Origin of the sequence: Chryseobacterium sp. MYb264 (assembly GCF_035974275.1) — a bacterium.
GTDB lineage: Bacteria > Bacteroidota > Bacteroidia > Flavobacteriales > Weeksellaceae > Chryseobacterium.
The window spans coordinates 1,459,982-1,474,057 of the sequence record NZ_CP142422.1; the positions used below are offsets into that span (position 1 = coordinate 1,459,982).

At 36.0% G+C, this 14,076-nt stretch carries 10 protein-coding genes; 1 reads left to right on the forward strand and 9 read right to left on the reverse strand.

What is annotated here, in order from left to right; translation table 11 throughout:
- Positions 1-99 precede the first annotated feature (99 nt).
- The 5 genes from VUJ46_RS06230 to dnaN form a co-directional block, all read right to left on the reverse strand.
- Positions 100-1,317 (reverse strand): ABC transporter permease, encoded by a 1,218-nt coding sequence (locus VUJ46_RS06230; protein ID WP_326984140.1) that lies wholly within the window; start codon positions 1,315-1,317, stop codon positions 100-102.
- Between the two features lie 143 nt (positions 1,318-1,460).
- The gene (locus VUJ46_RS06235; RefSeq protein ID WP_326984141.1) at positions 1,461-2,198 is read right to left on the reverse strand and encodes an ABC transporter ATP-binding protein; all 738 of its coding nucleotides are present in this window, start codon (positions 2,196-2,198) and stop codon (positions 1,461-1,463) included.
- A gap of 88 nt (positions 2,199-2,286) precedes the next feature.
- The gene (locus tag VUJ46_RS06240) at positions 2,287-3,543 is read right to left on the reverse strand and encodes an efflux RND transporter periplasmic adaptor subunit (RefSeq protein ID WP_326984142.1); all 1,257 of its coding nucleotides are present in this window, start codon (positions 3,541-3,543) and stop codon (positions 2,287-2,289) included.
- 25 nt (positions 3,544-3,568) lie between these two features.
- A complete protein-coding gene (locus tag VUJ46_RS06245) occupies positions 3,569-4,873 on the reverse strand; it encodes a TolC family protein (protein ID WP_326984143.1) in 1,305 nt (434 codons plus the stop codon).
- 1,678 nt (positions 4,874-6,551) lie between these two features.
- A complete protein-coding gene (gene dnaN, locus VUJ46_RS06250; protein ID WP_326984144.1) occupies positions 6,552-7,682 on the reverse strand; it encodes a DNA polymerase III subunit beta in 1,131 nt (376 codons plus the stop codon).
- A gap of 202 nt (positions 7,683-7,884) precedes the next feature.
- On the opposite strand from dnaN, the gene VUJ46_RS06255 reads away from it, so the two are divergent.
- On the forward strand, positions 7,885-8,238 hold the full coding sequence (locus VUJ46_RS06255) for a diacylglycerol kinase family protein (protein WP_326984145.1): 354 nt from the start codon (positions 7,885-7,887) through the stop codon (positions 8,236-8,238).
- A 148-nt stretch (positions 8,239-8,386) separates the two neighbouring features.
- On the opposite strand, the gene VUJ46_RS06260 is transcribed toward VUJ46_RS06255, so the two are convergent.
- The 4 genes from VUJ46_RS06260 to VUJ46_RS06275 form a co-directional block, all read right to left on the reverse strand.
- The gene (locus VUJ46_RS06260) at positions 8,387-9,016 is read right to left on the reverse strand and encodes an SGNH/GDSL hydrolase family protein (protein ID WP_326984146.1); all 630 of its coding nucleotides are present in this window, start codon (positions 9,014-9,016) and stop codon (positions 8,387-8,389) included.
- A 140-nt stretch (positions 9,017-9,156) separates the two neighbouring features.
- A complete protein-coding gene (locus VUJ46_RS06265) occupies positions 9,157-9,546 on the reverse strand; it encodes a ribonuclease inhibitor (RefSeq protein WP_326984147.1) in 390 nt (129 codons plus the stop codon).
- A gap of 18 nt (positions 9,547-9,564) precedes the next feature.
- Positions 9,565-10,260 carry a DUF3667 domain-containing protein gene (locus tag VUJ46_RS06270; protein WP_326984148.1) on the reverse strand — a complete coding sequence of 232 codons (696 nt, stop codon included), beginning with the start codon at positions 10,258-10,260 and terminating at the stop codon, positions 9,565-9,567.
- Between the two features lie 120 nt (positions 10,261-10,380).
- A complete protein-coding gene (locus VUJ46_RS06275; RefSeq protein ID WP_326984149.1) occupies positions 10,381-14,076 on the reverse strand; it encodes a phosphoribosylformylglycinamidine synthase in 3,696 nt (1,231 codons plus the stop codon).

Consider the following 14,076-nt stretch of genomic DNA (forward strand, 5'->3'; position numbering starts at 1 on the left):
CAAGCCATTAAAAATCGTTGATTTATGAAATCTTTGAAGAAGTGAATTTAAAATTTTTTCTACCATTTCCCTCTACTTTTCAGCATTAAAATTCTAATTTTATTCGTATCTCAGAGCATTAATAGGATCTGCCTGAGCTGCTTTTCTCGCCGGATACCATCCAAAAAAGACACCCGTAACCGTACATACTGCAAATGAAATCACAATGGAGCTCATCGTAATACTAACGGGCCAACCCGCAAATTGTTTTACACAAAAAGTTGCCACCAAGCCGATAAGAACGCCCAGAATACCACCGGTAATGCTTATTAAGACCGATTCAATTAAAAACTGCATCAGAATATCGTTTCCTTTTGCGCCAATGGCCATTCTCAAACCGATTTCTTTTGTTCGTTCTTTCACAGAAACATACATGATATTCATAATTCCTATCCCACCGACAATCAGGGAAATACTGGCAATCGCAACCAAAAGAACGGTCAGCATTTCGCTCGTTGAACTGAAAGTAGATATAATTTCCTGTTGGGACGACACATTGAAATCATTATCTTCATCAGGTTTTATCTTGTGCTGATTCTCCATAATGGTTTTAATTTCGTTGACCGCCGCTTCAGAATCCTCTTCACTCAGCGATGATGCCACAATAGACTGCAGATATTTTTGAGCTAAAATTCTCTTCTGAACCGCCGTGTAAGGTGCAATAATAATATCATCCTGATCCTGCCCGAATGTATTTTCACCTTTTTCACGAAGCACGCCGATCACTTTGAAGGGTATATTTTTAAAGCGGATCATTTTACCGATCGGATTTTCATTTGGAAACAGATTTTCCTGAACCGTTTTCCCGATCACAGCCACTTTTGCATACGCTTCCACATCATCTTCGGTGAACATAGAGCCTTCTTCTATAGACCAATCACGAATCTTTAAATATTCGGGAGAAGTTCCATAAATTGAGGTCGGCCAGTTGTTGGAACCCGCAATACTCTGCCCGCTTCCGTTCACCAAAGGAGAAATATTTTTAAGCAGCTTCGTTTTTGTTTTTAAAGCATTATAATCTGCCAATGTCAATGTTTGCATCGCAGAAGGATCCGAACGTACACCACCCATCATTCCGGCGCCGGGGCGAACTGTAATTAAATTCGCACCCATGCTCGAAATATTTTTCTTGATACTTTCTTTGGAACCTTCGCCTATGGCAAGCATCGCAATCACGGAAGCTACCCCAATAATAATTCCCAGCATGGTAAGCATCGCGCGGGTTTTATTAAGGAGAATGGCCTTCCAGGCTATTTTAAGTAAATTTAAAAAGTTCATTATTTTATCTTTTTTAATTAAAAATATCCACAAACCCAATGCTACTTCATTTTCTTTTTAACTTTCCCTTTCGTGATCTTTTCTTATTGGGTTCGTAAATATTTACCGCATACTGTCCATCTTCATTGTAACTAATAAATTCTTTATTCTGCAGGAGGAAGCTTGGCAAGCTCTTCAGCAGCATATAATCTGTTGGTGACCAATTGGTCTTCTGTAATATTTCCATCTTTTAAAACCACCGTTCTTCTGCTGAATTTGGCGATATCATCCTCGTGCGTAACAAATCCAATGGTGATTCCTTCATTGTTCAGTTCCTGAAAAAGATTCATCACTTCATACGATGTTCTGGTATCCAGATTTCCCGTCGCCTCATCCGCCAGCAAAATAATCGGATGATTCACCAATGCTCTGGCGATGGCAACTCTCTGTTGCTGACCTCCCGATAACTGACTAGGAATATGATACATTCTGCTTTCTAAACCCACCTGTTTCAGAGCTTTCACTGCTCGCTCTCTTCTTTCTTCTGCCGAAACTTTCGGATTATACAACAACGGAAGTTCTACATTTTCCAAAGCACTCGTTCTTGCCAGTAAATTATACGACTGAAAAATAAATCCTATCTTCTGATTCCTGATATCGGCTAACTGGTTCTTATTTAAATCTTTAACCGAAACACCATCTAGCTCATAAGTTCCTGAAGTCGGCTGATCGAGGCATCCTAAAATATTCAGAAAAGTAGACTTTCCGGAACCACTCGTTCCCATGATCGTTACAAATTCTCCTTCATTGATCGTTAAATTAATTCCCTTCAGCGCATGCACGATCTCATCGCCCATTTTAAATTCTCGTTTAAGGTTTTGTATGTTGATGATCGGTTTCATTGTTGTTTGGTTGATAGTTAATGGTTGATCGTTGTTGGTTTTCTGGTTTATGAATTTTAATCTCTATAAAACACAACCATCAAATAAATTAATTTCCCGGAGGCGGACCTTGGCTTGAGCCTGATTTTTTATTATTACTGTTCGGTCTTTTCGGCATAAACGGACTGTTTTCCGATTGAGAGTTCGCCACCACTTCCTGTTGTTCATCTAATGAAGTTAAAATTTGTTCATTTCCTTCTAACCCACTTTTCACCTGAACATTCACACCATCATTGATGCCGACTGTCACTAATTTTTGAGATAAGGTATTGTCGTTATTTTTAATCCAGACATATTTTTCTTTGTTCTTTCCGACTTTAATTTCAGGAATTTTAGCATTCAGCTCGTTTTGAAGATAATATTTCTGTAAAGTTTCAGTATCTGGACTAAAACTAATTGCTCCTGCAGGAATGGTATTGATATTTTTAAGTTCCTGCGTAAAAATGGTGATCGTTGCCGTTAATCCGGGCTTTAATTTTTGTTCAGAATTATCGGCATCTATAATCACGGTATACGTTACCACATTAGATTCCGTAGTTGCTGCCAATCTCACCTGGCGAACCTTTCCGTTAAATTCCTCCTGCGGAAAAGCATCCACGGTAAACGTCACACGTTGCCCGACTTCCACGCCACCGATGTCCGCCTCATCTACATTGGCTTCCACCTGCATTTTCGTAATATCTTTGGCAATGGTAAACAATGTTGGCGTCGTCATACTTGCCGCTACCGTTTGTCCTTCTTCCACTTCACGGCTTAAAATAATTCCGTCTATCGGCGCGTAGATATTGGCATAGCTTAAATTCGTTCTTGCCTGTGCCAAAGCGGTCTGTCGCTGACTTACCGTTTGCTGTGAATTTTTAACCTGATAAGCTGCCTGTTCATAATCTGCTTTGCTGATTACGCCTGCTTTAAACATACTGTTTTGGCGGTTATAATTTTGCTGATAATAATTAAGTTCATTCAAAGCTGCATTATACTGGGCCATAGCGTTATTTACCGACTCTTGGAGGTTTGTTTTATCAAGTTCTGCCAAAAGCTGTCCTTTTTTAACCTGAGAATTATAATCTGCATAAATATGATTGATAATTCCCGAAACCTGCGTTCCCACATCTACCTGATCCACAGGTTCTACAGTTCCTGTTGCCGTTACCGAAGTGGTAATGTTCTGCTTGGTCATTTTCACTGTCTGAACAGAAATCTTCGGATCTTCTTTTTGGGTAAAATATCTGTAAGCAAAAACCACAGCAATCACTACAATTAATGTAATAGCAGAATTTTTAAAGTATTTTTTATATTTCGGATTCATCTTGATAATATTTTATTCTGTTATTTTAGTTTACTGTTAACGTTTTTCCCTGGTAAAAATTCAAAAGCTGCGTGTATAGGACAGCCATGTATTTTGACTGTAAATACGTCTGTTCATTCGTTAAATAGGTATTTCTGCTCACCGACAGTTCTGTGGTTGTCAATCCTCCAAATTCAAACTTTTTGTTGGCCAGATCGTAAGCAAGTTTTGCATTGTCTCTTGCCACTTTTGAAGATTTTTGCTGGGCCTGATTGGCTATTGCATTTTGCCAGGCTGTTTCAATGCTTGAATACAACGTTTTACCAGCACTTATTTTATCTAATTGATTCTGCTCAATATTGATTTTAGCCAGTTTTACATTCGTATCATTCTGTTTTTTAGAAAAAATGGGAATGTTTAAGGATAAACCAACCGATTTATTGAAATTGTTTTTAACCTGATTAAAATAGCTGTAATCCTGAGTGCTTGTAAATCCGGTATTCAAACCTGCTGTTGCCGAAAGTGTAGGAAGATAACCAGCTTTTGTAATAGCTAAGGCTTTGTTCAGGATTTCGTTTTGATAATCGTAGATCTTTAAATCAGGAAGAGTTTCAGAAGCTTGCGCAAAAACCTGTTGTTTATCAGGAATGAGTTCGTCAAAATCAGTAAGGTTCATTTTTTCAATCTGAAAATCCACATTCGGATCGATCTCCAGGAGCTGTTTCAATTTTAAAACCTGCTGATTGTAAAGATTTTCACTGTTGACTACCGTATATTGATTCTGTGCATCCTGGGTTTCAACATCTGCCAATTCCAACTTTGAAATGGCTCCGTTTTTATATTTAACTTGTGTCAGTTTTAATTCCTGAGCGGAAGAGCTTGCGGTATTTTTTGCAATTTCAATTCCTTCATAATAATATAAGGACTGGAGATAGGCATTCAAAACATTTAAAACGATATTATTTTCCGCCTGCTTCTGATACAATGAGGACTGTTCCAATAAAATTTTATTCTGTTCGATCTGAAGATTCAGTTTATTCCCCTGATAGATCAACGCGTTTGCTGAGATTCCGAAGCTGTTCGAAAGAATATTCTGGTTCACGAAACTACTGGTAATCGGGTCAATACTCGAACCGTTGGTTACACCAAAGGAAGACGAACCGTAAATTGTCGGCAGTTTGTTGTTCTTCTGCTGTTGGTAATTGAGTTGAGCCGTTGTCTTATCCAACACTGTTTTTTTTACAGTAATGTTATTTTCAACAGCGTAATCAAGACAATCCTGAAGCGTCCATATTTTTTGAGCGGAAGCGAATGTTCCGACGAAAAGTGCTATGAGAATATATTGTTTCATTTTCTGTCTGTTTTACCAAACAAAATTGCCCAATTACACGACCAATATCAATTTTATTAGACGAATGGTGTGATTTTCTAGAAGAACAGGTCTTTTTTTTGTTTCACGGGTTTATAAAGTGTGCTGTTTTTGTTGGTGATTCGCAAAGACGCAAAGATTTTTTTTTAATACTTCATGCTTTTAAGGCACAAGGATTTTATCAGAGATAAAATTGTGGAGTGTATTTCTTATGCCACAAATCCTTTTATTTTCCCACAGATCGCCTTTAGATTTACATAAGGATTTAAGTATTAAATTAGATAATAATTATATTCTGAAGAACCAGAGAAAATAAAGTGAACTAAACAGATTGCCAGAACAGAACTATTTTGTTTATCAGCTTTATAAGTGGAACGACTGGGTGAATCTTTATGTAAAAAAACGTAGTGAGCCTTGGTGTTCAATGTATAACTCGGTTCATAATACGCTGCTATCATTTGCTGAGTATAACGCCCTTGCGACCGAAAAATCAACAGCATTACTAAAAAAACATCATAGCGAACGTAGCGTTAAAAATCTTCCATGAATGTACGAATCTTTTTGTTTCCCAAAGGTTCCACAGGTTTTTACAAATAGTACTATTTAATTTTTCAATATAGTTTCTAAAACTCTTTACTGTATACAAATTCTAAAGTCTTCAGAATATCAATCAGCGGGATCAGCAAAATCTCCGAGAGAATCATTGTGACATTTGTAAAAAATATTTGTGAGAATTGTGTTTAGATAAGATGGATCAGTATCAAAACTTGGGGAGAAATTGTTTAGATGTATTTTTTGCCACGAATGCACGAATATTTTTATTTCCCACAGATCGCAGATTTTCAGATGCTGCTGTTTCTGTTGGTTTTTCGCAGAGACGCAAAGATTTTTTTTAATACTTGATGTTTTTAAGGCGCAAGGATTTTATCAAAGATAAAATTGAGGGCAGTATATTATCGCCACGGATACTCGAATATTTTTATTCCCCACAGATCGTGCAGATTTTCAAAGATGCTGCTCTATTTGTTGGTTTTTCGCAAAGCCGCAAAGATATTTTTTAATGCTTTATGTTTTTAAGTCGCAAGGATTTTATCAAAGATAAAATTGAGGGCAGTATATTATCGCCACGGATACTCGAATATTTTTATTCCCCACAGATCGTGCAGATTTTAACAGATGCTGCTCTATTTGTTGGTTTTTCGCAAAGCAGCAAAGATATTTTTTAATGCTTTATGTTTTTAAGTCGCAAGAATTTTATCAAAGATAAAATTGAGGGCTGCATATTATCGCCACGGATACTCGAATATTTTTATTTCCTACAGATCGCATAGATTTTCCACAGATGGTATCGTTGATTTTCTTTGTTTAACCTTTGCGGTCTTTTATAGGTAGAAAGGTTTGGTGAGACTTAAAACGGGAGTTGTCAAAAAACTTGGCGGGGCTTCGTGCTCAATATGTAAAGTGTAAGGAAAAGAATCTGCATCATTTGCAAAATCTGCGAGAGCAAAAAATTTCATCTGACATGATCTGAACTTTTTTGCCTAGTCCCCGACTTTTGTACTTGATCCGATAAGATCCGTTAAGACTACTTAAAAAGTATAAAAACAAAAAAAAGAGACTGACAACAATCAATCTCTTTCTATATTATTTAATTTTAAAATTACAATCCGATTACCGGCATTGATAACATTAAAATATTTTCGTTGTCTTCAAGGCCATCAAGTGGCTCGATGATTCCCGGTCTGTTGGGCTGAGACATTTTCATTGTAATATCGTCTGAACCTAAAATCGTTAACATCTCCGTTAAAAACTTCGAACTGAATCCGATGTTGATATCTTCACCGTTATAGTCGCAAGGAATCTGCATATCTGCCTTGTTTGCATATTCTGTATCTTCTGCGTGAAGGTGAAGAATATTTGCCGAAAGTTTAAATCTTACCTGATTCGTAGATTTGTTCGACATAATAGAAGCTCTTTTAATAGCTCCTAATAACAGATTTCTATTAATTGTCAATACATTCGGGTTTTCTTTTGGAATTACCGCGGTGTAGTTTGGATATTTTCCATCGATCAATCGACAGATCCAGATATGTTTACCAAAAGTAAATTTAGCCATATTCTCGTTGAAATCGATTTTCACGTCTTCGTTTGAGCTTGCTAAAATATTTTTGAAAATGTTCAAAGGTTTTTTAGGCATAATGAATTCCATGGGCTCGGTATTCATCAAATCCTGTCTTTTATATACAACCAATCGGTGAGAATCTGTAGAAACAAAGTTCGTTTCATTTTCTCCAAACTGGAAAAGAACTCCTGTCATTACCGGGCGAAGAGAATCGTTACTTGTAGCAAAAAGAGTATTTGTAAGCGCTTCAGATAAAACTCCGGCAGGCATTGTAACACTTTGAGAAGCATCAAATTCCGGAAGTTCAGGGTAATCATCAGCATTGTCCAATGCTACCGCGAAATTATCTTTCTCATCTAAGATCTCAAGCTGACTTCCCGTTCCTTCTGCATTATCTTTCACAACCAAGGTTAGCGGCTGCTCTCCGTACGTCTTGATGAAATCCTGAAAAATCTTTGCCGGAACAGCAAATTTTCCTGCGTCATCAGACTTTACGTCAAGAGAAGTTACAAGAGTCGTTTCACCATCAGATGCTGTAATGGTAACGTTGTTTCCGTCTAATTCAAAAAGATAGTTTTCTAAAATCGGTCTCGATTGAGAGCTTGATATTACGCCACTTACAGTTTGCAACGCCTTCTGCAGTTCACCACTTGAAATAATAAATTTCATAGATTTAAAAATAATTTTTACAAATATAATAAATAGAAAATAGATTGAAAAGAATATTGACCAGAGTTTATTAACATCCATCAAAAGAATTTTCCAACTCCTTCTACCCCAATTTTTTTGTTACATAAGATTATTCTTACGAGCTTAAATTTAATAATTATTTTTCACCGAATCAGTATATTTGTCAAGAATATTTTTTGTCATGCGAAAACCACCAATTCATAGAAGTTTTTTAAACGCTTTCCGGGGTGTTTTCTTAATGATGAAAAGTGAAAGAAATTTTCAGATCGAGCTTGTAGCTTTCTTTGTCAATCTGTTTCTTATTTTTTACTTAAAACTTTCTACAACTGATACTATTCTTATCCTGATCGTTTGCTTTTCGGTTTTAGTGGCGGAAATTTTCAATACAGCTATTGAAAAGATATGCGATATTATTCAGCCTGAATTTGATAAAAGAATTGGTTTTATTAAAGATATTGCGGCCGGAGCTGTGATTTTAACGGCTGCTTTATCGGGAGTTGTAGGGATTTTGGTGTATTGGAAGTATATATTTTAATTGATTTTAAAATGATATTACCCTTCTTAATAAACAAATCATGATTAAAACCTTAATAAATTTTGGCTATAGAAGTACTGCTCGGTTATAAAAATTAAACGGGCTAAAGCCCGTTCCTGTTGATATCGAAATTTTTAGTGAATAATAATCATTCCAAATACTTCTCAATAACCGGAAGCGCTATTTCGGCCATCATACCATATCCTTTTTCATTGGGATGAACGCCATCTTTTGAAAGCAGAATTTCTTTATCATCTACAAATCCGGAATAAAAATCGATGTAATGCAGAGACTTTTCAGCACAAATTTCTTTAATAGCCTGATTATATTTCAAAATTTCCTCTGTTGATCTCAACTTTCCGGAAGCCACCACAACTCCATCTATAGTTTTAGAAATCGGGAGAATACTAACCAAATAAATATCTTGTGTATATTGTTGTGCCAATTCAACAGCGGTTAAAATATTTGCTTTAAACTGTGATGGATTCACCAAATAGCTTCCTTCTTTTACAGCAAGGTCATTCGCTCCGTAACCCATGAAAATGATATTCCCTTCAGGAGAATTTCTGGCTTCCATTTCATGAGGCATTCTTTTGAGTAAACCTTCTGTGGTCTCGCCACCGATTCCTAGATTGTAAATAATCAGTTCATTGCTTCCCTCATTGTATTTCTGCAGAGCGTATCTTTTCAGAATATCTACCCAACCGCCAAACACACCGTCGTATTCTCCATACGTAATGCTGTCACCGAAGAATAATCCGTACCTCATTTTTTTCATTTACTTTTTATTTTTATTAATTGGATTTTTAAACTGTTAAATAGAATTGTTGATGCTTCGACAGGCTCAGCATGACATATCGTTATTACCAATTTTTGCTAATGTTTATCTTAAATAAACTTAACAGTTTAAAATTAAAATCAATCCAAAATTAGCGTAATATTTTTATGTGATTCTATAATTTCAATCAAAATTTCAAATAAATTTTGTCCGTTTCCTTCGATCAAATCATTCAATTTTTGCTGGATTAATTCTACATTAAAAGGTTTTCCCTGCCTGATTTTGTTTTCGTAAAATTCTTTAGTTAAATCAAACCCTAAATCTTCTTTTGATTTTTGAGAGTTTTTCCAAGTTATATCCGAATTAACTCCATACAAAATATCATCAAAACCGTCTAACGTTCCTACTTTCCAGCCTTCATCTTTAATAAAAAGTTCAGAAATTTCTTCGTAGAAACCTTCCAGATTTGAAAAATGACTGCCATTAATGACGGTCATTTTCTTGTTATTATTTAAGCTCTTCAAATTCATAATTTCATTTCGATTTATTTACATAGACAATAAATAAGCCAATAAAATCAAACAATATTTATAGCTTACAATTCCCAAAAATAAGCATACAAAGCTTTTGATGTAATTTAAAAAATTCTTTTCTCCGAAAAACTGACCGATCGCACCTATAAAATAAATTTGAAGTAAAAATATTCCAACTTGAGTAATGATTAATAATCCGGTTAGTTTTGAAACCAATAAAAAGAGTAAAAGCGCAATAAAAAAAACACCAAAAATATAAGAAAGCAGCACAAAAATTTCAAAAATATTATACCCTTTTTTGTAAAAGAATATTTTTGTCCATAAAGCCATAAAAAAGCCAATAATCAGCGCCGAATATCCAAGATGAGTATCTACCAAATTATTGAAAACCTCGATGTAATGGTTATTTTTCCACTCAGACGTTTCTCCCAATCCTTTTATATTAAAGATAAGTACGTCTATATGAAGCCAGTGAACCACTAAGGTGTAAATAACCGCAGCAAAAACCAGAAAGGCGATAGGTTTTACGTACTTCTCGCGGTTTTCTGTAAGATATTCTCTCACGGTTTTTCCGGGACGTATCAAAAGTTCTTTAAGTGTAAAAGGAAATCCTTTATCTATATGGAAAAGATGCTGTATTTCATGTGAAATGTAATGTGCGTCTATTCTTTTAATGTCTTTCTTAGATTCAAAAGAATTTTCTTCGTTCATCAGGTTATTGTTTTAGTTTTATTATGATTGCAAAAATATAAACTTATTTATTAAATCATCATTAAAAAACCTCATAGAAATTAAAATCTATGAGGTTTATATTAATTAAAAACAAATGGTCTATTTAAAGTATTCCACTCCGTTTTTAAAGATATTGTGATAATTCGCAGTTGGAATATTTTTCATCAAACCTTCTGCAAAACGTTCAGGATGTCCCATTCTACCGAATATTTTTCCATCCGGGCTGGTAACTCCTTCAATTCCGAACAATGAGTTATTTGGATTAAATGGCATTCCGTGAGCGATATTTCCTTCTAAATCTAAATATTGAGTAGCGATTTGTCCGTTTTCATACAACTTCTGAATTTCAGCTTCTGAAGCCATAAAACGACCTTCACCATGAGAAATCGGAATAGTAAACACCTGATCTTTCATACCTTTTAACCAAGGCGATTCGTCATTCACCACTTTTACATTCACCATCTGAGAAATATGTCTTCTGATTGCATTGTGAGCCAATGTTGGAGAATTTTCATCCAAATCTTTGATTCTTCCGTAAGGCAACAATCCAGATTTCACCAACGCCTGGAAACCGTTACAGATTCCGATAATCATTCCATCTCTGTCTAACAATTCGTGAACTGCATTTCTCATCTTTTCGTTTTTCAAAACGTTAACAATGAATTTTGCAGAACCGTCTGGCTCATCACCAGCGGAGAAACCTCCTGAGAAAGCCAAAATCTGAGAAGTTTTAATCTCTTCAACCCAAGCATCAATACTTTCGTCCAATAATTGGTGATTGATATTAATTAAAGGCAAACTGCTGATAACAGCTCCTTCTTTTGCGAAAGCATTCAACGTATCGTACTCACAGTTTGTTCCCGGGAAAACCGGTGCAAATACCTTTGGCTGAGCAATTCCGTGCTTTTTAATGATAATATTTCTAGGATTGATCGAGTTTAATTTCTCATCAATAGCAACCGTAATTTTTTCTTTTTCAATCGTTGGGAAAAGATTTTCAAATGTATTAGTATTTGCAGCTAATAATTGGTTGATGGTTGTTTGTTGATTGTTGATCGTTAGAATCTCATCCGCAACAACTTTTCCGATTAATTGTAGATTTACAGAACTTAATTCTTCTGTAGATTCAATAACTAAGCTTCCTATATTTTTAGTTAATAAAACCGTTTCATCAACTGTAATTTCAGCTCCTAATCTGTTTCCGAAGCTCATTTTCGCTAAAGCAACGGCAACACCACCTTCTTTCACTGTTTTAACTGAAACGATTTTTCCTGCTTTAATGTTTTCGAAAATTAATTCATAAACAGTTTTTAAAGCATCATAATTCGGAAGTCCGTTTTCCTGAGCAACGTGATTGAAGAAATAGACTTTATTTCCTTCCCCTTTAAATTCAGGAGAGATAATATTCTTCTTTTCTCCGTTCGCACAAGCGAAAGAAATCAACGTTGGCGGAACATTCAGATCCTGATACGTTCCACTCATTGAATCTTTCCCTCCAATTGCTGCTAAGCCGAAGTTGATCTGAGCATCATAAGCTCCGAGAAGAGAAGCCAAAGGTTTTCCCCATTTTTCAGGATTCTGACCTAATTTTTCAAAATATTCCTGGAAACTGAATCTTATATTTTTATAATCGCCACCCATGGCAACGATCTTCGCAACACTTTCTACCACTGCGTAAGAGGCTCCTAATAAAGAATTCTGTTTAGAAATCTCTGCATCAAATCCCCAACTCGCCAAAGAAACCGTTTCAATATCTTTTGCCCCGATAATTGGCAATGTCTGAACACTTCCCTCCATCAAAGTCTGCTGATATTTTCCACCCAAAGGCATCGCAACCGTAGTCGCACCAATTGATGAATCAAACATTTCTAACAAGCCTTTTTGAGAAGCTACATTTTTATCGCTTACTATTTTTAAGAAATTTTCTTCATTGAATGCAGGGGTTTCTTCTTTTACTTCATTAAGATGAGTAATTTTAACTTCCTGACTTTTTGAACAACCATTCGTATCTAAAAACGCTCTTGAAAGGTCAACAATTTTATCACCTTTCCAGAACATCTGCATTCTTCCTGAATCTGTCACTTTTGCAACTTCAACAGCTACGATATTTTCAGCTTCACAGAACTTGATGAACTGTTCTTTATCTTTTGGTTCAACGACAACCGCCATTCTTTCCTGAGATTCAGAAATAGCCAGCTCAGTTCCGTTCAGACCTTCGTATTTTAAAGGTAAAACATCCAGATTAACTTCCAAAGAATCAGCGATTTCACCGATCGCCACAGAAACACCTCCAGCTCCGAAATCATTTGATTTTTTAATCAATCTCGTTACTTCAGGATTTCTGAATAATCTCTGGATTTTACGTTCTTCAACGGCATTTCCTTTCTGAACTTCAGAACTCATCGTATGAATGGAAGTTTCGTCCTGCTCTTTTGAACTTCCGCTTGCTCCACCAACACCATCACGACCTGTTGCACCCCCTAAAATGATGATTGAATCGCCCGCTTCAGGCTTTTCACGTCTCACCCAATCCACAGGAACAGCTCCGGCAACGAAACCTACTTCCATTCTTTTCGCTTTGTAACCTTCATCATAGATTTCGGAAACCATTGTAGTCGCCAAACCGATTTGGTTACCGTAAGAAGAATATCCGTTAGCCGCCTGTTTTGTGATTGTTTTTTGAGGTAATTTACCTGGCAAAGTCTGATCCACAGATTCCAAAACATCAGCAGCACCTGTCAATCTCATCGCTTGGAAAACGAATGAACGTCCAGACAAAGGATCTCTGATTGCACCACCTAAACACGTTGAAGCCCCACCAAAAGGCTCGATTTCTGTCGGGTGATTGTGCGTTTCATTTTTGAATAATAAATACCACGGTTCTTTTTTACCATCGTATTCAGCTTCGATTTGGATGGTACAAGCATTGATTTCGTCAGAAACCACCAAGTTCTCCAATTGACCTGTTTTATGGAAATATCTTCCACAAACTGTCGCCAGATCCATTAAAGAGATCGGCTTCAATTCGCGTCCTAAGAATTTTCTTTTTTCGATATAATCATTGAAAATAGTTTCCAATGTATGTTTAAACTTTCCTTCAAATTCAATATTTGACAACTCCGTTTCAAACGTTGTGTGACGGCAGTGGTCGCTCCAATACGTATCTAAAACTTTAAGTTCAGTTTCTGTTGGGTTTCTCTGTTCAGTTTTAAAATATTCCTGAATGAATTTCAGATCATCCAACCCCAGCGCAAAGCCGTGACTGTTGAAAAACTCTTCCAATTGAGCATCATCAAAATTGATGAAATTTTCATGAACAATCACTTTTGACGGTACTTCTTCCCCTGGAATATCTAAAATACTTAAATCTTTTTCCTGAGATTCTACCTTATTAATGAGAAGATCTTTGATTTTTGCTACATCCGATTCTGAAGCACCTTCAAACTCAATGAGCTTTCCGCTTCTTACTTTAGATTTCTCATTTCCGGTTAATAAAGCGATACACTGCTGTGCAGAATCAGCACGCTGATCGTACTGCCCCGGTAAAAATTCCAATGCGAAATAAATTCCCTGTGCAGGATTATTTTCGATTAAAATATCAGTAACCGGATCTACGAAAGTACTGTTGACCACTTTTTCAAATTCACCATCATTTAAACCAAAAATATCGTAAACGTTATATACCTTTACATTTCGGATTGACGGAATTACCGCTTTTACTTCATCAAAAATTTTTGGACTTTCCACATCGAAAATTCCTCTCTTTTCTACGAAAATTCTTTTGTTTTGAGACAT